Here is a 19,493-nt window from a genome sequence, read left to right as displayed (position 1 = left end):
ACAGAACTGTTTGTGCGCATGTTGACCATTTAACTCAGGGACCCGGACATGGAACTGGTTGTAAAAAGCGTTAGCCCAGAAACGTTGAAAACGGCCACTCTGGTGGTCGCCATCGGCGAAGGCCGCAAGCTCGGCCCAACCGCCAAAGCCCTCGACGAACTCACCGGTGGCGCCATCAGCGCAGTCCTCAAGCGCGGCGACCTGGCCGGCAAAACCGGTCAAAGCCTGCTGTTGCACAGCTTGCCCAACCTCAAAGCCGAGCGCGTGCTGCTGCTGGGTACCGGCAAGGATGAAGAACTGGGCGATCGCCCGTTCCGCAAAATCATCAGCGGCGCACTGGGTGTACTCAAAGGCCTGGGCGGTAGCGATGCGGTGTTCGCACTGGACGAATTGGTGGTCAAGGGCCGCGACAGCTACAGCAAGACCCGCTTGCTGGCCGAAACCCTCGTAGACGGCGAATACACCTTCGACCGTTTCAAAAGCCAGAAGGCCGAACCCCGCGCCCTGAAAAAAATCACCCTGCTGACCATCAAGGCCGCGCAGGCTGAAGTGCAGCGCGCCGTGACCCACGCCCAGGCAATTGCCGCCGGCATGGCGTTCACCCGCGACCTGGGCAACCTGCCGCCGAACATCTGCCACCCGAGCTTCCTTGCCGAGCAGGCCAAGCACCTGGGCAAAGAGTTCAAAGGCCTGAAAGTCGAAATCCTTGACGAGAAAAAGATCAAGGATCTGGGCATGGGCGCGTTCTACGCTGTAGGCCAGGGCAGCGACCAGCCGCCTCGTCTGATCGTGATGAACTACGCCGGAGGCAAAAAATCCGAAAAACCGTACGTACTGGTAGGTAAAGGCATCACCTTCGACACCGGCGGCATCAGCCTCAAGCCGGGCGCCGGCATGGATGAAATGAAGTACGACATGGGTGGTGCTGCCAGCGTGTTCGGCACCCTGCGCGCCGTACTCGAGCTGAAACTGCCGATCAACCTGGTGTGCATTCTGGCCTGTGCTGAAAACATGCCTAGCGGCGGCGCGGCACGCCCGGGCGACATCGTGACGACCATGAGCGGCCAGACGGTCGAAATCCTCAACACCGACGCCGAAGGCCGTCTGGTGCTGTGTGACGCCCTGACCTACGCCGAGCGCTTCAAGCCACAGGCCGTGATCGACATCGCCACCCTGACCGGCGCCTGCATGGTTGCATTGGGCGCTCACACCTCGGGCCTGATGGGCAACAACGACGACCTGATCAACCAGTTGCTGGAAGCCGGCAAGCAAGCCGACGACCGTGCATGGCAACTGCCGCTGTTCGACGAGTACCAGGAACAACTGGACAGCCCGTTCGCCGACATGGCCAACATTGGCGGGCCTAAAGGCGGCGCCATCACTGCTGGCTGCTTCCTGTCGCGTTTTGCCAAGGCCTATAACTGGGCGCACCTGGACATCGCCGGCACGGCATGGGTCAGCGGCGGCAAGGACAAGGGCGCAAGTGGCCGCCCAGTGCCCCTGCTGACCCAGTACCTGCTGGATCGCGCCAACGCTTGAAGCTGACAATCGAAGACTGCGCCGCTTGAGGGCGGCGCAGTCCCGATTCAGGAATCGCAATGACCCCCGAAGCAAACCAAGAACTCACCAAGATCGACTTTTATATCCTGCCCAGCGCCGAACCCTCTGCGCGGCTGGATTTTGCCTGCAAACTCACCGAGAAGGCCTGGCGCCTGGGCCATCGCGTGTATCTGCATTGCTCTGACAGTGCCCAGCGCCAGGACCTGGATGAACGCCTGTGGCGCTTCAAGGGCGAAAGCTTCGTGCCCCACAGCAACACTGAAGACCAACCCGATGGCGTCGTGGTCATGGGCTGTACGGATGCACCCGCAAGCCACCAAGACTTACTGATCAACCTGGACCTCAAAGTCCCCGACTTTTTCAAGCGCTTCGCCCGCGTGGCCGAAGTGGTGGTCGAAGACCCCGCCGTGCGACAGGCTGCACGGGAGAGTTTCCGTTTCTACCGAGAACAGGGCTATCCTCTGCAGGACCACAAGTTACAACGACTCTGAGCACAAGATGGACACCTCCAATTCGCCGCAAAAAGCTGCACACCTGCTTGATGATCTTGAGTCCATTCGCAAGCTGCTCGGCGATGAGGGGCTGCAACCGCCGCTGCTGACAGAGATGGTAGGTCGGCCCGACGAACAGATCCCGTTGCTCGACGAAGTTATCAGCGATGAACCAGAGCCGGAGCCGGTGCCCACGCAAATACCGCTGGTCGGCATCACCCCGGCGCCCGCGACGGAGAAAGCCCCTGACGCACTGCTTGCGCACCTGGACCGAGAGCTGCGCACTGCTGCCCAGGCCATCATGCAGGACGTGATCAACGACTTCGCCCCGCACATCGAAACCGAGATCAAGCGCCGCCTTGATGCCCACATGGAGCGTCTGCTCGCCCAACATCAAAGCTGACCCTGTGGGAGCGGGCTTACTCGCGATTGCAGCACCTTAATGAAGCCGATGCACCGGGTTGCCCGTATCGCGAGCAAGCCCGCTCCCACAACAGCAATAGGTTCCCCGCGCAGTCCCACCCCGCTATACTTGCCGGCTTTCCTGAATTAATGCCAATAGGGTCCCGCCGCGCATGGATAAGACCTACCAGCCGCACGCCATTGAAACTTCCTGGTACAAAACCTGGGAAGAAGAGAATTATTTTGCCCCGCAAGGCGCGGGCGACCCGTACACCATCATGATTCCGCCGCCGAACGTCACCGGCAGCCTGCACATGGGGCACGGCTTCAACAACGCGATCATGGATGCCCTGATCCGTTTCCGTCGCATGCAGGGCCGCAACACCCTGTGGCAGCCGGGTACCGACCACGCCGGTATCGCCACCCAGATGCTGGTCGAGCGTCAGATCGAAGCACAAGGCCTGAACCGCCACGATTTGGGTCGTGAAAAATTCCTCGACAAGATCTGGGAATGGAAAGATCAGTCCGGCGGCAACATCAGCCGTCAGATCCGCCGCCTGGGTTCGTCCGTAGACTGGAGCCGCGAGCGCTTCACCATGGATGACGGCCTGTCTGAAGCCGTGAAGGAAGCCTTCGTGCGCCTCCACGAAGACGGCCTGATCTATCGTGGCAAGCGCCTGGTCAACTGGGACACCAAGCTGCACACGGCCATCTCCGACCTTGAAGTGGAAAACCACGACGAGAAAGGTTTCCTGTGGAACCTGCGCTACCCGCTGGCTGACGGCGCCAAGACCGCCGAAGGCCTGGACTACCTGGTGGTTGCTACCACCCGTCCGGAAACCATGCTGGGCGACGCAGCTGTTGCGGTAAACCCGGAAGACGAGCGCTACAAGGCCCTGATCGGCAAGTTTGTCGAGCTGCCGCTGGTTGGCCGCCGCATTCCGATCATCGCGGACGATTATTGCGATCCTGAATTCGGTACCGGTTGTGTGAAAATCACCCCGGCCCACGATTTCAACGACTACGAAGTCGGCAAGCGTCACAACCTGCCGCTGCTCAACATCTTCGATAAAAACGCCGCCGTGCTGCCTGCTGCCCAGGTGTTCAACCTCGATGGCACGCTGAACGAGTCCATCGACGGTACCCTGCCGGCCAAGTATGCAGGCCTGGACCGCTTCGAAGCGCGCAAGCAAATTGTCGCTGATTTCGACGAAGCCGGCCTGTTGGTCAGCGTCGATGATCACGCCCTGAAAGTGCCGAAAGGCGACCGTTCGGGCACCGTGATCGAACCGTGGCTGACTGACCAGTGGTACGTGTCGACCAAGCCTCTGGCAGAGCCTGCCATTGCTGCCGTGGAAGACGGGCGCATCGCGTTCGTGCCTAAACAGTACGAAAACATGTACTTCTCGTGGATGCGCGACATCCAGGACTGGTGCATCAGCCGTCAGCTGTGGTGGGGCCACCGCATTCCGGCCTGGTACGACGAGTCGGGCAAAGTCTATGTAGGCCGCGACGAGGCCGAAGTACGCGCCAAGAACAACCTGGGCCCGGACGTTGCCTTGCAACAGGACAACGACGTGCTCGACACCTGGTTCAGTTCGGGTCTGTGGACGTTCTCCACCCTCGGCTGGCCGGAAAAAACCGAAGCACTGAAAACCTTCCACTCCACTGACGTGCTGGTTACCGGTTTCGACATCATTTTCTTCTGGGTTGCCCGGATGATCATGCTCACCATGCATTTGGTGAAAAACGAAGACGGCACCCCGCAAGTTCCGTTCAAGACCGTGTATGTCCACGGCCTGGTCCGTGACGGTCAAGGCCAGAAGATGTCCAAGTCCAAGGGCAACGTCCTGGACCCGCTGGACATCATCGACGGCATCGAGCTCGAAGACCTGGTGGCCAAACGCACCACCGGCCTGATGCAGCCAAAACTGCTGAAGAAAATCGAGAAGCAGACCCGCGACGAATTCGCCGACGGCATCGCCAGCTACGGTACCGACGCCCTGCGCTTCACGTTCTGCTCGCTGGCGTCCACCGGCCGTGACATCAAGTTCGACATGGGCCGCGTCGAAGGCTATCGCAACTTCTGCAACAAGATCTGGAACGCCGCACGCTACGTGCTGGACAAGGGCGAAGACTGCGGCCAGAACGGCGAAGCCTACGAACTGTCGCTGGCTGACCGCTGGATCATCTCGCAGCTGCAGCGCACCGAAGCAGAAGTGACCCGTCACCTCGACCAGTTCCGTTTCGACCTCGCGGCGCAAGCGCTGTATGAGTTCATCTGGAACCAGTACTGCGACTGGTACCTGGAACTGTCCAAGCCTGTGCTGTGGGACGAAAACGCCCCGGTAGAACGTCAGCGCGGCACTCGCCGTACGCTGGTTCGGGTGCTGGAAGTGGCGTTGCGCCTGGCGCATCCGTTCATGCCATTCATCACCGAAGAAATCTGGCAGCGCATCGCGCCGCTGGCCGGCGCTGAAGGCAAGACCATCATGCTGCAACCGTGGCCGGTACCGAACGAAGCGCGCATCGACCAGGCCGCCGAAGACGATATCGAATGGCTCAAGGGCCTGATGCTGGGTATTCGCAACATCCGTGGCGAAATGAACATCGGCCCGGGCAAGCCTTTGCAGATCTACCTGAAAAACGTCAGCAGCGAAGATCAACGCCGTCTGGCCGAGAACGATGCCTTGCTCAAAAAGCTGGCTAAACTCGAAGCGATCACCGTGCTGCAAGAGGGCGCCGAAGCACCGCTGTCGGCTACCGCACTGGTAGGCGAGATGGAAGTGCTGGTGCCCATGGCCGGCCTGATCGACAAAGATGCAGAGTTGGCGCGTCTGGACAAGGAAATCCAGCGTCTGAACGGCGAAGTGGCCCGCGTAGGTGGAAAACTCTCTAACGCCGCGTTCGTTGACAAAGCTCCGGCCGAAGTCATCGAAAAAGAACGAACCAAGTTAGCCGAAGCCGAACAAGCCTTGAGCAAATTGGCCGAACAGCACGCGCGGATTTCCAGCCTGTAATAAAGCTGCGCACCTGATCGCGGGCAAGCCCTTAGCTCTGAAAGGAACTAAGGGCTTGCCCGCGATTGCTTTTGTGGAATGAATTGAACATGACAACCCCACGCACTTCCAAAGCCACACGCCACAAGCCCAAGGCTGTCAGCGACGCCAAGCCGGCTGAGCCACGGGTCAAGCCAAGCCTGCACCCACGTAACCGCCATCAGGGCCGCTACGACTTCCCGCAGCTGATTTCGGTCTGCCCTGAGCTGGCAGAGTTCGTGATCATCAACCCGTACGGCAAAGAAAGCATCGACTTCGCCAACCCGGATGCCGTGCGCGTATTCAACCGTGCGCTGCTCAAGGCGTTCTACGGTATCGCCCACTGGGACATTCCGGCTGACTACCTGTGCCCGCCTGTGCCCGGTCGCGCTGACTACGTGCACTTTCTGGCCGACCTGCTGGCCACCATGAACGATGGCGTCATCCCGCGTGGCCCGAGCGTGCGCGTGCTGGACATCGGTATGGGCGCAAACTGCGTTTACCCGCTGATTGGTCACAGCGAATACCGCTGGCAGTTCCTGGGCACCGAAGTTGACCCTACAGCCGTTAAAGCGGCCAAGGCGATCGTGCAGTCCAACGGCCTGAACAAAGCCATCAGCCTGCGCCTGCAACCCGATCAGAAGAAGATCTTGCTGGACGTCCTGGACAGCGCCGAGCGTTTTGACCTGAGCATGTGCAACCCGCCCTTTCATGCGTCGATCGATGAAGCAACGCGCGGCAGCGAGCGTAAATGGCGGGCACTGGGCAAGGCTGATCCCAAGCGCAAACTGCCTGTTCTGAACTTTGGCGGTCAAGCGGCCGAATTGTGGTGTGAAGGGGGCGAGCAGCGCTTTGTGACCCAGCTGATTCGCGAAAGCGTGCAAGTGGGCCGTCAGGTGCTGTGGTTCAGCGTACTGGTGTCCAAGGCGTCCAACTTGCCGGCGATCCAGACCGCACTGAAAAAAGCCGGTGTGCGTGAAAGCCAGGTGGTCGACATGTCACAGGGCAACAAGCAAAGCCGCTTTGTCGCCTGGACATTCCATGACAAAGAACAGCAACAGCTGTGGCGCGAGAAGAACTGGAAGTAATCTTGTAAATATGCAAAACCTCGTAGTAGCTGCCGAGCTGCGCGAGGCTGCGTTCGGCAGCTGCTACAAGATTTGCAGGCATAAAAAAGCCGCGCTTCGGAGTAATCCGAAGCGCGGCTTTTTTACAGCAGTCTTACTTGTTAACAGCGTCAGTCAGGCCTTTGGCCACAACGAGCTTGATAACTTTTTTGGCTGCGATTTCGATGGCTGCGCCAGTCGAAGGGTTACGGCCAGTACGGGCAGGACGCTCGGTCACTTTCAGTTTGCCAATACCTGGCAGAGTGATTTCGCCGCCATTTTCCAATTGATCAGCAACGATCTGGGCCAGTTGGTCCAGAGCGTTACGCGCGGTAGTTTTCGGCGCGTCGATAGCTTCAGCGATATCAGCGATCAGTTGGTCTTTAGTAATAGCCATTGAGATGTTCCTTCCCTATCAAATTCATTTGGTTTGCAGAGTGCAATGTCAGCCATCGAGCCAGATCTCAAGGGTCTGGCACACCCGCCAGCTTTCACGACGAATCGCGGATGTAGATAGCTAAAACGGGGTTTGGTTCGACCTGACACATGCTGAATGCACGCTTTACGCCGTTTCCGAGCGCAAGACCGGGCAAAACTAGCACAGAGACAGTTAAATATCCGCCTCTACCTGGGCTTTTGGTCAGCTTTATGGCCTTAAAACGGTAAAAAAACCGTCCAGGGCGCCCTCAAGCCCCCCAAACCCCGACCCGAGGCTCAGGTGCGGTACACTTGGCGCCTTTGCGGGGTGCGCACCCTGCCCTCTCATTACACACCGAGAAGCCCATGCCGATCCGTCATTGCATCGTCCACTTGATTGACAAAAAACCCGACGGTACGCCCGCAGTTCTCCACGCCCGTGACTCTGAACTGGCCGGGTCTCAAGCCATCGAGAACATGCTCGCTGACCTCAACGAAAGCTATAACGCCAAGCAAGGTAAAGCCTGGGGGTTTTTCCATGCCGAGTCCGGCGCGCATCCGTTCAGCGGCTGGCTCAAGGAATACCTCGATGGCGGTAAAGACTTCACGGCGTTCAGCCGCGTCGCCGTCGAGCATCTGCAAAAACTGATGGAAGAGTCCAACCTTTCCGTTGGCGGCCACGTGCTGTTCGCCCATTACCAGCAAGGCATGACCGACTACCTGGCCATCGCCCTGCTGCACCACAGCGACGGCGTTGCCGTGACCTCGGAGCTGGACGTGACGCCTTCGCGCCATCTGGACCTTGGCCAGCTGCACCTGGCCGCACGGATCAACATTTCCGAGTGGCAGAACAACAAGCAGTCCAAGCAATACATTTCGTTTATCAAAGGTAAAAACGGCAAGAAGGTTTCGGAGTACTTCCGCGACTTTATCGGCTGCCAGGAAGGTGTCGATGGCCCGGGCGAAACCCGTACCCTGCTCAAGGCCTTCAGTGACTTCGTAGAAAGCGAAGACTTGCCGGAAGAGTCCGCCCGGGAAAAAACCAAGACCCTGGTCGATTACGCCAGCAGTCAGGCAAAAATCGGCGAACCAATGGGCCTGGAAGAGTTGTCCGAGTTGATCGACGAAGAACGCCCCAAGGCTTTCTACGATCATATCCGTAACAAGGATTACGGCCTGTCCCCCGAAATTCCTGCTGACAAGCGCACCCTGAACCAGTTCCGTCGCTTCACCGGGCGCGCTGAGGGGCTCTCTATCAGCTTTGAGGCACACCTGTTGGGTTCCAAGGTCGAGTTCGACGAAGAAGCCGGTACGCTGGTGATCAAGGGCTTGCCGACCCAACTGCTCGATCAGCTCAAGCGCAGCAAGTAATGCTCAACGGTATCTTGAAGAAAGTCCTGTTTGTTCTGGTGGTAGTGGTCATCTTTCAGAACTGGGGCAAGATCGAGCGCGTGCTCAACCCTTCGGGTGTCGTCAGTGAGCAAACCCGGGCCAGCGCCCGGGTGGTGTTGTACTCCACCGAGTGGTGCGGCTACTGCAAGGCCACTCGGCGGTTCCTGGATGAGAAAGGCATACCGTTCAAGGAATTCGATATCGACAAGGATGCCAGTGCCCGCCAGGCTTACGAGGCGCTGGGCGGGCGCGGCATTCCGATACTGGATGTAAACGGCACGCTGATTCGCGACTTCAAGCCCGATGCGATATTGGCGGCACTGAAATAAGCCGGGAACAACTGTTCAATTTCTGTGGGAGCGGGCTTGCTCGCGATGCAGGCGCTGCGCTCAGCCAGACAAACTGCAGAGATACCATCGCGGGCAAGCCCGCTCCCACAGGAAAATCACTCCAGCTTCTGACTTTGCACCAGACACTCCTTGGCACTCTTCCTGAGTTTCTTGATCAATCGCTCCTGGCGCAACGCTTCACCCTTGTCCGGCCAGGATTCGACATACACCAGCGCCACTGCCGGGCTTGAAGCAAAAAAACGCGCGCCCTTGCCCGTTTGATGCTTGGCAAAACGGCGCACCGGGTCATCGCTGATACCGCAATACAAAGAGCCATTAGCGGCCCGCACAAGGTACACAAACCAGGGTTTCTCGACCACTTTCAGCGGCTGCCCTGAAAGGCCTTGAGCCCTTTTTGCGCCTGCGCCCGAATGGCGTTTTGTACCAGCGGTGTCCACCCCAGCAACAGGCCCTTGGTGCCCAGTGCCTGACGCGACCAGCGCCACAGATCGAAATGGTCGTGATGCTCGCAAATCTTGCCATCACGAAACACAAACCGTGCCTGGATATCATTGACCACCGTGGCGCCGGTCTGGCCAAACACATAGGTCGCCACCCAGTGCGCGCTGCCATGCTGGCCGTCAGCCTGAACCTGATCGAAGGTGAGGCTGAAATCCTTGGCCCGCGAGGTCAGCATGCGCCACATGTCAGCGGCATTGTGGCCACGCAGCTCGCCAAACACAGGGTCGCTGAACACCACGTCAGTGGTGTAACAGTCAGCCATTGCCTCGGCATCAAGCCGCTGGAAGGCCTGGTAGAAACGAGTGATCAATGCTTGGTGGTCTTGGCTCATGGCAGGGTCCGTACAGGTCTGGAATCAGAGCACGATAATCTGCAATGAACAGAAACACTATGGGCCTCAGACTTTCTCGCTTTGTACATTCACATACAGTGAACGGCCGGCGCCAAGCCCGGCGACGATGGCCCCCAGACCGATGACTGCAAATATCCAGCCCACGGCACTCCAGCCACCCGTCACTTCATGCACCACGCCCACCGCCAGCGGCCCCATCGATGCCACGGTGTAACCAATGCCCTGGGCCATGCCCGACAGATTGGCGGCGACATGGGCATCGCGCGAGCGCAGCACGATCATGGTCAAGGCCAGGCTGAATGTGCCGCCCTGCCCCAGGCCCAGCACAATCGCCCAGCCCCACAAGCCCTCGATAGGCGCATAAAGGCAACCAAACAGCCCGGCCAGGGTCATGCCCATAACCAGCACGATTGCCAGCCGCTGGTCTTTACCCCGCGTGGCCAGCCACGGTGCCGTCAGCGCCGTGATCAATTGCACGATAACCGAGCCGGACATCACCAGCCCCGCCTGGGTAGGCGTCAGGCCGCGACCAATCAGGATTGACGGCAACCAGCCAAAAACAATGTAGGACAACGAGGATTGCAGCCCCATATAGAGCGTCACTTGCCAGGCCAACGGGTCACGCAACAAGCCACGCACGCGGTAAGCAACGTTGTGCGTGCCCTGACGCTTGCCCACCTGTGGCAGCCAGAAAACAACCGCAAGCAATGCGGGCAAGGCCCAGAAGCCAAGCCCCATTGCCCAGCTCTGCCCCAGTGACTCGCTAAGGGGCACCGTGGCCCCTGCCGCCAGTGCCGCACCCAGGCACAGGGCCATGGTGTAAACACCGGTCATGGTTCCGGCATGCCCGGCGAAATCACGCTTGATGATGCCCGGCAACAACACACCGATGACGCCGATACTGGCCCCCGCCAGAATGCTCCCGGCAAACAGCCCCACTTCGCCCAGGCAACTGCGCAGAACGATCCCGCCGCCCAGCGTCAGCAAAATCCCCAGCACTACCCGCTCGGTACCAAAACGCCGCGCCAGGATTGGCGCCAGGGGCGCGAACAGCCCCAGGCACAACACGGGCAACGTGGTCAACAGGCCAGCCTGCGCCGCAGACAAGCCCAGTCTGTCAGACACCTCACCCAGTAACGGCGCCATGCTCGACAGCGCGGGGCGCAGGTTCAAGGCCACCAGCACCAGCCCCAGAAGCAATAACCACGGACGCAAGACAACAGGCGCAGTGTGCTGAACCTGCTCGTCGTCAATTTCAGCGTCGATCAGCAATTCTTCCAGTTCATCGAGATGACGAACGGGCTCGACGCTGGCATTGGAAATTGACGAAGGGTGGCTCATGGCGTGCTCCGGCTCAAGGTTCATTGATCAACGTCCGGCACAGCGCCATGGCCCGTTGCGGGTTTTGTTGTTCTACGGCTTCCAGTAAATCAACGTGCAGGTCGAACACCACTTGACGACGCGGATGGACGTCCATGGTCTTGCGCAAATGATTGGTCAAGACGCTTGAGGTAAAGCGGTAGAGCTCGCTCAGGGCCGGGTTGTGGGCGGCATCAATCAGTCGTTGGTGAAACACCAGGTCACAGCAAATATAGGTATCGAGTTCACCGTGATAGTGCTGGCCACTGGCGTCCAGCGCCTGATGCAGCAGGCGCAAGTCCTCGTCCGTGCGGCGCAGGGCGGCCAGGCCAGCGGCTTCAACCTCAATGATGTGACGCATCTCCCGGCCCTGCTCCAGAGAGCAGGATGACAGCGCGCGCAGCGTGTCCATCGGGTCGACACGGCTGCGCAAGTAGCTGCCATCGCCCTGGCGAATCTCTATCAGCCCGGCAAATGCCAGCACGCGCATGGCTTCACGCACAGTGTTACGACTGATGTTCAATTGCGTAGCCAGCTCGGGCTCGGTTGGCAAACGCTGACCCACCTCCCAGGTACCGTTGTTTATTCGCGCACGCAGTTGCTCCAGAGCCTGGTCGACCAGCGAGCGTTTGATGATGGGAGAAGCGTCTGTCATTTAATTCGCCTTTTCATCCAATCATAGGATGAATTTTCCGACATGTTACTCAGACACCTCCATACGAGCAATCAACTACAGATTAAAAGCCCCCTAAAAAACCTTGTTCACCCTTGAACAAAAAACCCTTTAAGGGTAATTTTGATTGCATCGAGGCTGCCTCTTATGGAAAAGAAAACACCTCACTACAACCTCCAGTGCATTCAAGCCGATGTACAACGGCTTGGCGCTGTCGCCTTTACCAAAAGCGCATTGGATGGTGGACGAAGCATGGGCCTGGTCCTCGCACAAATGCAGAGGGTCATTACCTCGTTGGAGCGCAGTGCGCTGTACAAATCGATGTCGACCCACGCCGACCACAAGGTCTGGCAGGACGTATATCACGCACAGGCCTACGGTTTGGCCATCTCTATCAAGGTGACGTATCGCCCCTGCGGAGGGCCGCCGGTCATCGCTTTCAAGGAGAAAACATCATGAGCAAAAATGACTGCTGCACCTGCGGCGCCGCCAATGCCATGCAAGCGTTCAAGGGCCGCAGCTTCAATGTGAACTTCAAGCAATTGAACCGGGTGGTGCACGGCCTGGACGGGCACGAATGCACCGAGTGCGCCGAGGTCGAATTTGATGCACCCAGCGCAGAGCTATATGCCCAGGCTGGCGACGAACTGGTAGAAGATGCCAAACGGGTTATGGCGGAAGAAATGAAGCGTATCCGCCGCAAGCTTCACTTCACCCAAAAAAATGCCGTGCAGTTGCTGTCGGGGGGCGGCCACAATGCGTTCAGTCGTTATGAACGGGCCGAGGTGGAGCCACCAAAACCCTTGTTTGTGTTGATGCGACTGCTCGATCGCCACCCCGAACTGGTCCGCGAATTACAAGCCATCAACGAGTGTGCAGACATCAATGCGCTGCTGGTGCAAAAACAGCAGCAGCGCGAAAACTGACACCTTTGGTTTTGTAGCCGCTGACGAGCGCAGCGAGGCTGCGATCATCAGCGGCTACAAGTCCCGATCAATGCAAAATCTGATTCAGGAACAGTTTGGTCCGGTCATTTTGCGGGTTGTCGAAGAAGTCATTCGGGGCGGCCTCCTCCACGATTTCGCCCTTATCCATAAAGATCACCCGGTTGGCCACGGTGCGCGCAAAGCCCATTTCATGGGTTACGCAGAGCATCGTCATGCCGTCTTCCGCCAGGCCGATCATGGTGTCCAGCACCTCTTTAACCATCTCCGGGTCAAGTGCTGAAGTCGGTTCGTCAAACAGCATGATCTTGGGCTTCATGCACAGCGCCCGGGCAATTGCCACACGTTGCTGCTGACCACCCGACAACTGCCCCGGGAACTTGTGCGCCTGCTCCGGAATACGCACCCTTTCCAGATAATGCATGGCAATTTCTTCGGCCTGACGCCGGGGCATCTTGCGCACCCACATCGGCGCCAGCGTGCAGTTCTGCAGAATGGTCAGGTGCGGGAACAGGTTGAAGTGCTGGAACACCATGCCCACTTCACGCCGCACCGTCTCGATTTGCTTGATGTCGTTGGTCAGCTCTACACCGTCGACCACGATGCGTCCCTGCTGGTGCTCTTCGAGGCGATTGAGGCAACGGATGGTGGTTGACTTGCCGGAGCCCGAAGGCCCGCACAAGACGATACGCTCGCCCGGCTGGACGTTCAGGTTGATGTCCTTTAGCACATGGAACTGGCCGTACCACTTGTTGACGCCCAGCATCTGAATAATGCCTTCAGAGCTTGCTGGCTTTTTGATTGTTTCACTCATCTTGCAATACTCCTAACGCTTGTGGCCAGTGTCCAGCTTGTGCTCCAGATGCATGGAGTAGCGGGACATACCAAAACAGAAAATCCAGAACACCAAGGCGGCAAACACATAGCCTTCAGTGGCCATACCCAGCCATTTCGGGTCGGCGGCGGCTTGTTTGACGCTATTGAGCAGGTCGAACAGACCGATGATGATCACCAGGCTGGTGTCCTTGAACAGGGCAATAAAGGTGTTGACGATGCCGGGGATCACCAGCTTCAAGGCTTGCGGCAAAATCACCAGGCCCATGCTGCGCCAGTAGCCCAGGCCCATGGCCGCAGCCGCCTCGTACTGACCCTTGGGGATGGCTTGCAGACCGCCACGCACCACTTCCGCCACATAAGCCGACTGAAACAGGATTACGCCGATCAAGGCCCGCAGTAATTTGTCGAAGTTCATGCCCTCGGGCAGAAACAGCGGCAGCATCACCGAAGACATAAACAGCACGGTAATCAGCGGAACGCCGCGCCAGAACTCGATAAAAGTCACGCACACCACGCGAATGGCCGGCATGTCCGAGCGGCGGCCCAGGGCCAGCAAAATCCCCAGTGGCAAAGCGCCAGCAATACCTACCGTGGCAATCACCAGCGTGAGCATCAGGCCGCCCCACTGGCTGGTAGCCACGTTAGTCAGGCCCAGATAGCCGCCGTGGAGCAAGGTAAACGCCAGGATGGGGTACACCACCAAAAAGCCCAGCCCGTAGATAGCCTTGTGCTTGAAGCGCGAGATAAACAACGGCGCCGCACCCACCACGGCCAGCCATACCGTCAGGTCAACCCGCCAGCGCAGCCCGGTCGGGTAATAGCCATACATAAACTGGCCAAAACGCTGCTGGATAAACACCCAGCAAGCGCCCTCTTTGGTGCAATCAGCTTGCGTGCTGCCGACCCAATTGGCATCGAAAACCGTCCAGCTCAGCAGCGGCGGCACGATCAGCCAGACCAGATAAAAGGCAAACAGGGTCAGCAAGGTGTTGAGCCAGCTGGAAAACAGATTTGCCCGCGCCCAGGCGACAATACCGATGCGGTTGCCAGGCGGCGGCATGTCGGGTTTGAAAACATGAGTCGTCATAGTCCAGTCCTCATCGCTCGATCAGCGCAATGCGCGTGTTGTACCAATTCATCAGCAGCGAAATGCTGATGCTGATGGCCAGGTACACGCTCATGGTGATGGCAATGACTTCAATCGCTTGCCCGGTCTGGTTGAGGACCGTGCCGGCAAACAGTGAAACCATTTCCGGATAACCGATGCCCGCCGCCAGCGACGAGTTTTTCACCAGGTTCAGATATTGGCTGGTCAAAGGCGGGATGATCACCCGCAGCGCTTGCGGGATGATTACCTTGCGCAGCGTCGGCCCCGGGCGCAGCCCCAGCGAGCGGGCGGCTTCGGCCTGACCGTGGCTGACGGACTTGATCCCCGACCGTACGATTTCGGCAATAAAGGCCGCGGTGTACACCGTCAACGCAATGGTCAGCGCCAACAGTTCCGGGATCAGCACCCAGCCACCGACAAAGTTGAAGCCCTTGAGCTGTGGCATCTCCCAGTGCACCGGGGTACCGAACAGCAACACGCACAGGCCAGGAATCGCCAGCAGCAAGAACAGCCCGACCCAGAACTTGTGAAATGGCTCGCCGGTGTCTTCAAAGCGCTTGTTGGCCCGACGGACCATCAGCACCACGGCCACGATAGCCAGCACCACACTGGCCACAAACGGCCAGAAGGCATCCGTACCCACTGCGGCCGGCATGTTCAGGCCACGGCTGCTCATATAGAAGGTGTTGGCAAAGTTATGGCTGTTGCGTGGCCCTGGCATGGTCAGGAAGACCGCGAAGTACCAGAACAGGATTTGCAGCAATGGCGGGATATTGCGAAAGATCTCCACATACACCGTTGCCAGCTTGCTGATCATCCAGTTCGACGACAGGCGTGCCACGCCGATGATAAACCCCAGGATCGTCGCCAGGACGATACCGATCACGGACACCAGCAAGGTGTTGAGCAACCCGATCAGAAAGACCCGCGCATAACTGTCGGACTCGGTGTAATCAATCAAATGCTGCGCAATGCCAAACCCGGCACTGCGCTCCAGAAAGTCAAAACCCGAAGTAATGCCGCGATGTTGCAGGTTGGTCTGGGTATTGTTGAACAGATACCAGCCCATAAAGACCACCAGCGCGACGGTGACGATCTGAAATAACCACGCACGCACACGTGGATCGCCGAGGCTGAGCCTGGGCTTGGGTGCGCCGACTTTAATTTGCATGAAGTGCCCCTAACAATGGATCAGACAACATCACCCGGCAGTTGGCCTGCCGGATGAAAGGGCTATCAGCGCACAGGGGGTGCGTATTGAATGCCGCCGTTATTCCACAGAGCGTTCAGCCCGCGGTCGATGGCCAGAGGCGTGTTTTTACCGAGGTTTTTCTCGAAGACTTCACCGTAGTTACCCACCTGGCTGACAATCTGCACCACCCAGTCTTTTGGCAGTTTCAGGTCTTTGCCGTATTCGCCGTCAGCACCCAGCAAGCGGGCGACATCCGGGTTTTTGGTGGATTTGGCTTCAGCCACAACGTTTTTCGAGGTGATGCCGGCTTCTTCAGCATTGAGCATGGCGAACAGGGTCCACTTCACAATGCTGAACCAGTCTTCGTCGCCCTTGCGCACGACAGGCCCCAGAGGCTCCTTGGAGATGGTTTCAGGCAATACGACATAGTCGCTCGGGTTGGCCAGCTTGCTACGCTGTGCGTACAACTGGGACTTGTCGGAGGTCAACACGTCGCAACGGCCGCTTTCCAGAGACTTGGCGCTTTCATCAGAGGTGTCGAAGGTGATCGGGGTGTACTTGAGGTTATTGGCGCGGAAGTAATCCGACACATTCAGCTCGGTAGTCGTGCCGGCCTGGATACAGATGGTTGCACCGTCCAGTTCCTTGGCACTTTTTACCCCCAGCTTGTTGTTGACCAAAAAGCCGACGCCGTCGTAATAGGTCACGCCCGCGAACACCATGCCCATGCCCGCATCACGGGAACTGGTCCAGGTGGTATTGCGCGACAACACATCGACTTCGCCCGATTGCAGCGCGGTGAAACGCTCCTTGGCGTTCAACTGGCTGAACTTGACCTTGGTAGCATCGCCAAACACTGCGGCGGCCACTGCACGACAGACATCCGCATCGATCCCCATGATCTTGCCGTCTTTATCCGGTACCGAAAAGCCCGGTAAACCGTCACTCACGCCACATTGCACAAAACCTTTCTTCTTGACACTGTCCAGGGTCGCGCCTGCGTGGGCAAAACCGCTGGCACTGAGTAACACGATGGCTGCTGTGGCCAAAGCCAGGGTGGATTTCAATTGCTTCATTCAAACCTCCAGTGCTGCTTTTTTGTGTTTGAACAAGGCCCGCCGCCCCCTTGTGAGGCACTGTTGACCCATGTTGGCTTTTTATTGGGTCAAGCGGCATAAGCCTTGAGCGATGGGTGCATCGCACGAACCGTCAAACTGAAGCGCTCACTTGAGCTGTTGAATTCCTTGTCTAACTCCAACCTCGGGATTTTTGCAGCCCCCCCTGTTAGTGTTACCGTCCAAAGGGGGCGCATTCACGCCACTGTCCACATAGCAAGGCGCGTACCACTCTTGGCCCCTAAGTAAGTTCAGTAGGTAATGCAGGAAAAAACGTTCAAGCACGCGACATATTCTGTAATCCTTAGTCGATCAAGCACACTTGTAGCGCACCCGATTTGCGCACATGCACAACGATGGAGCAGCCATGACCCAACCCCTGATCATCCAGCCTCAAAAAACCGCAGACGCCTGTGTTATCTGGCTCCACGGTCTGGGTGCCGACCGTTATGACTTCATGCCGGTGGCTGAGATCCTGCAACAGTCGTTGCTGACCACGCGCTTTGTATTGCCGCAGGCTCCAACCCGCGCCGTGACCATCAATGGCGGCTATGCCATGCCTAGCTGGTACGACATCAAGGCCATGAGTCCTGCCCGCTCGATCAGTGAAGAAGAGCTCGAAGAGTCGGCCGACATGGTCATTGCCTTGATCGAAGCCCAGCGCCAGAGCGGTATCGACGCCAGCCGGATTTTTCTGGCCGGGTTTTCACAAGGTGGCGCCGTGGTTTTCCATACCGCTTATTTGAAATGGCAGGGCCCACTGGGTGGCGTTATTGCCCTTTCAACCTATGCGCCAACCTTCAACGAAGGACTGCCATTGTCGGCCAGCCAGCAGCGAATCCCGGCTTTGTGCCTGCACGGGCAGTACGATGATGTAGTCCAAAACGCTATGGGTCGTACGGCTTATGAGCATTTGAAAGCCGCAGGTGTGTCCGTTACATGGCAGGAGTACCCAATGGGCCATGAAGTGTTACCAGAGGAAATAAGCGATATCGGTACCTGGCTGACGAAACATCTGAGCTAAAACCGAAACATCCCGTCGTTCACTACACGCCGAGCGCCCGACTTGCATTACACTGCCCGGCGTATACTCCTTAACCAACTGATGAGATGACCGTGCTCAAAGCACTTAAAAAAATATTCGGTAAAAGCGAGGCTGAGCCGCTCGCGCCAGCTTCCGTTACACCTCCAGGCAACGCCAGAGCGCGAACCGACGCGCAACAACCTGGCCGTTCTGCTCCTGTTCCAGCCCCTGAGCCGGTGAACACTCCCGACGCACAATCCGCTGCTGAACAACCGCGTATCGAAAAACCCAAAATTGCCAAGCCACGGCGTGAGGCGGCCCCCAAGCCACCGGTCATTCCCTGGAAACTCGAAGACTTCGCCGTCGAGCCACAAGAAGGCAAAGTCCGCTTTCACGATTTCAAGCTCGCCCCCGAGCTGATGCACGCCATCCAGGATCTTGGTTTCCCGTACTGCACGCCGATCCAGGCAGGCGTACTGGGCTATACCCTGAGCGGGCGTGACGCCATTGGCCGTGCCCAGACCGGTACGGGCAAGACGGCTGCGTTCCTGATCTCGATCATTAGCCAGTTGACCCAGACGCCGCCGCCAAAAGAGCGTTACATGGGCGAACCACGCGCTCTGATCATCGCGCCGACCCGTGAGCTGGTGGTGCAGATCGCCAAGGACGCGGCCGACCTGACCAAGTACACCGACCTCAATGTCATGACATTCGTGGGCGGCATGGACTTCGACAAGCAACTCAAGCAGCTTGAAGCCCGCCATTGCGACATTCTGGTGGCCACACCGGGCCGTCTGCTGGACTTCAACCAGCGCGGCGAAGTGCATCTGGACATGGTCGAAGTGATGGTGCTCGACGAAGCCGACCGCATGCTGGACATGGGCTTCATCCCGCAAGTACGCCAGATCATTCGTCAAACGCCACCAAAAGCCGAACGTCAGACGCTGCTGTTCTCCGCGACCTTTACCGAGGACGTGATGAACCTGGCCAAGCAATGGACCACAGACCCTGCCATCGTCGAGATCGAAGCGGTCAACGTCGCCAGTGACATGGTTGAGCAGCACGTCTATGCCGTCGCCGGTGCCGACAAGTACAAGCTGTTGTTCAACCTGGTCAACGACAATGGCTGGGAACGGGTGATCGTATTTGCCAACCGCAAGGACGAAGTGCGCCGCATCGAAGAGCGCCTGGTACGTGACGGTATCAACGCGGCGCAACTGTCGGGGGATGTACCGCAGCACAAACGTATCAAGACCCTGGAAGGCTTCCGCGAAGGCAAGATCCGCGTGCTGGTAGCTACCGACGTTGCAGGTCGTGGCATCCACATTGATGGCATCAGCCACGTGATCAACTTCACCCTGCCTGAAGTGCCGGACGACTATGTACACCGTATTGGCCGTACCGGCCGTGCTGGCGCCAGCGGTGTATCGATCAGTTTTGCCGGTGAAGACGACTCGTACCAGTTGCCGTCGATCGAAGCCCTGCTAGGTCGTAAAATCAGCTGCGAAACGCCGCCAGCCGAGCTGCTGCGCCCTGTCGTACGCGCTGTGCGCAAGCCGCAGGACCCGACTGCAACGGCCTGATACGCAAGTCTTTAGCCGCTGCCGAGGCACCAGGCTGCGATGGGCTGCG

At 58.3% G+C, this 19,493-nt stretch carries 20 protein-coding genes; 11 read left to right on the top strand and 9 right to left on the bottom strand.

Annotated features, from left to right (window positions below; genetic code table 11):
- Nucleotides 1–48: 48 nt before the first annotated feature.
- From PPTH39_RS11945 to rlmF, 5 genes are all read left to right on the top strand, one after another.
- The gene (locus PPTH39_RS11945; RefSeq protein ID WP_130872003.1) at nt 49–1,539 is read left to right on the top strand and encodes a leucyl aminopeptidase; all 1,491 of its coding nucleotides are present in this window, start codon (nt 49–51) and stop codon (nt 1,537–1,539) included.
- Between the two features lie 59 nt (nt 1,540–1,598).
- Nucleotides 1,599–2,051 carry a DNA polymerase III subunit chi gene (locus PPTH39_RS11940; RefSeq protein WP_095001229.1) on the top strand — a complete coding sequence of 151 codons (453 nt, stop codon included), beginning with the start codon at nt 1,599–1,601 and terminating at the stop codon, nt 2,049–2,051.
- A 7-nt stretch (nt 2,052–2,058) separates the two neighbouring features.
- Entirely contained in the window at nt 2,059–2,454 is a 396-nt protein-coding gene (locus PPTH39_RS11935; protein WP_095001228.1) for a DNA polymerase III subunit chi, read from the top strand.
- 172 nt (nt 2,455–2,626) lie between these two features.
- Nucleotides 2,627–5,473, top strand: a complete 2,847-nt coding sequence (locus tag PPTH39_RS11930) for a valine--tRNA ligase (protein WP_095001227.1) — start codon at nt 2,627–2,629, stop codon at nt 5,471–5,473.
- An 89-nt stretch (nt 5,474–5,562) separates the two neighbouring features.
- Nucleotides 5,563–6,579 (top strand): 23S rRNA (adenine(1618)-N(6))-methyltransferase RlmF, encoded by a 1,017-nt coding sequence (gene rlmF, locus PPTH39_RS11925; protein ID WP_095001226.1) that lies wholly within the window; start codon nt 5,563–5,565, stop codon nt 6,577–6,579.
- 133 nt (nt 6,580–6,712) lie between these two features.
- On the opposite strand, the gene PPTH39_RS11920 is transcribed toward rlmF, so the two are convergent.
- Entirely contained in the window at nt 6,713–6,994 is a 282-nt protein-coding gene (locus PPTH39_RS11920) for an HU family DNA-binding protein (RefSeq protein WP_003440137.1), read from the bottom strand.
- A 386-nt stretch (nt 6,995–7,380) separates the two neighbouring features.
- Between PPTH39_RS11920 and yejK the strand changes: the two genes are divergently transcribed.
- Nucleotides 7,381–8,385, top strand: coding sequence for a nucleoid-associated protein YejK (gene yejK / locus PPTH39_RS11915; protein ID WP_095001225.1), 1,005 nt, complete (start codon nt 7,381–7,383; stop codon nt 8,383–8,385).
- Nucleotides 8,385–8,735, top strand: a complete 351-nt coding sequence (locus tag PPTH39_RS11910) for a glutaredoxin family protein (protein ID WP_016781886.1) — start codon at nt 8,385–8,387, stop codon at nt 8,733–8,735. The genes yejK and PPTH39_RS11910 overlap by 1 nt, the downstream gene beginning before the upstream one ends.
- Before the next feature lie 116 nt (nt 8,736–8,851).
- Here PPTH39_RS11910 and PPTH39_RS11905 read toward each other — a convergent pair whose 3' ends face one another.
- The 4 genes from PPTH39_RS11905 to PPTH39_RS11890 form a co-directional block, all read right to left on the bottom strand.
- Nucleotides 8,852–9,121 (bottom strand): GIY-YIG nuclease family protein, encoded by a 270-nt coding sequence (locus PPTH39_RS11905; RefSeq protein ID WP_095001393.1) that lies wholly within the window; start codon nt 9,119–9,121, stop codon nt 8,852–8,854.
- Nucleotides 9,118–9,588 carry a nuclear transport factor 2 family protein gene (locus PPTH39_RS11900; protein WP_095031480.1) on the bottom strand — a complete coding sequence of 157 codons (471 nt, stop codon included), beginning with the start codon at nt 9,586–9,588 and terminating at the stop codon, nt 9,118–9,120. Before PPTH39_RS11900 ends, PPTH39_RS11905 begins: the two co-directional genes overlap by 4 nt.
- A 66-nt stretch (nt 9,589–9,654) precedes the next feature.
- Nucleotides 9,655–10,974 (bottom strand): MFS transporter, encoded by a 1,320-nt coding sequence (locus PPTH39_RS11895; protein ID WP_095018209.1) that lies wholly within the window; start codon nt 10,972–10,974, stop codon nt 9,655–9,657.
- Nucleotides 10,964–11,623, bottom strand: a complete 660-nt coding sequence (locus PPTH39_RS11890; protein ID WP_095001222.1) for a FadR/GntR family transcriptional regulator — start codon at nt 11,621–11,623, stop codon at nt 10,964–10,966. The genes PPTH39_RS11895 and PPTH39_RS11890 overlap by 11 nt, the downstream gene beginning before the upstream one ends.
- A 165-nt stretch (nt 11,624–11,788) precedes the next feature.
- On the opposite strand from PPTH39_RS11890, the gene PPTH39_RS11885 reads away from it, so the two are divergent.
- Both PPTH39_RS11885 and PPTH39_RS11880 read left to right on the top strand, forming a co-directional pair.
- Nucleotides 11,789–12,100, top strand: coding sequence for a type II toxin-antitoxin system MqsR family toxin (locus PPTH39_RS11885; protein ID WP_095001221.1), 312 nt, complete (start codon nt 11,789–11,791; stop codon nt 12,098–12,100).
- Nucleotides 12,097–12,567 carry a type II toxin-antitoxin system MqsA family antitoxin gene (locus tag PPTH39_RS11880; RefSeq protein WP_130872002.1) on the top strand — a complete coding sequence of 157 codons (471 nt, stop codon included), beginning with the start codon at nt 12,097–12,099 and terminating at the stop codon, nt 12,565–12,567. The genes PPTH39_RS11885 and PPTH39_RS11880 overlap by 4 nt, the downstream gene beginning before the upstream one ends.
- Before the next feature lie 67 nt (nt 12,568–12,634).
- Here the strand turns inward: PPTH39_RS11880 and PPTH39_RS11875 are convergent, their stop codons facing one another.
- From PPTH39_RS11875 to PPTH39_RS11860, 4 genes are all read right to left on the bottom strand, one after another.
- Nucleotides 12,635–13,399 carry an amino acid ABC transporter ATP-binding protein gene (locus tag PPTH39_RS11875; protein ID WP_095001219.1) on the bottom strand — a complete coding sequence of 255 codons (765 nt, stop codon included), beginning with the start codon at nt 13,397–13,399 and terminating at the stop codon, nt 12,635–12,637.
- A gap of 12 nt (nt 13,400–13,411) precedes the next feature.
- The gene (locus PPTH39_RS11870; RefSeq protein ID WP_095001218.1) at nt 13,412–14,509 is read right to left on the bottom strand and encodes an amino acid ABC transporter permease; all 1,098 of its coding nucleotides are present in this window, start codon (nt 14,507–14,509) and stop codon (nt 13,412–13,414) included.
- 10 nt (nt 14,510–14,519) lie between these two features.
- Entirely contained in the window at nt 14,520–15,701 is a 1,182-nt protein-coding gene (locus PPTH39_RS11865) for an amino acid ABC transporter permease (RefSeq protein ID WP_130872001.1), read from the bottom strand.
- 65 nt (nt 15,702–15,766) lie between these two features.
- Nucleotides 15,767–16,798 (bottom strand): amino acid ABC transporter substrate-binding protein, encoded by a 1,032-nt coding sequence (locus tag PPTH39_RS11860; protein WP_095001216.1) that lies wholly within the window; start codon nt 16,796–16,798, stop codon nt 15,767–15,769.
- Between the two features lie 406 nt (nt 16,799–17,204).
- Here PPTH39_RS11860 and PPTH39_RS11850 point away from each other — a divergent pair, with 406 nt between their 5' ends.
- Nucleotides 17,205–17,861, top strand: coding sequence for an alpha/beta hydrolase (locus PPTH39_RS11850; RefSeq protein ID WP_095001215.1), 657 nt, complete (start codon nt 17,205–17,207; stop codon nt 17,859–17,861).
- An 86-nt stretch (nt 17,862–17,947) separates the two neighbouring features.
- Nucleotides 17,948–19,444, top strand: a complete 1,497-nt coding sequence (rhlB, locus tag PPTH39_RS11845) for an ATP-dependent RNA helicase RhlB (RefSeq protein ID WP_095001214.1) — start codon at nt 17,948–17,950, stop codon at nt 19,442–19,444.
- Nucleotides 19,445–19,493: the final 49 nt, after the last annotated feature.

Source organism: Pseudomonas bubulae, assembly GCF_900618535.1.
Taxonomy (GTDB): Bacteria; Pseudomonadota; Gammaproteobacteria; order Pseudomonadales; family Pseudomonadaceae; genus Aquipseudomonas; species Aquipseudomonas bubulae.
This window is presented reverse-complemented; position numbering and strand designations above follow the sequence as displayed.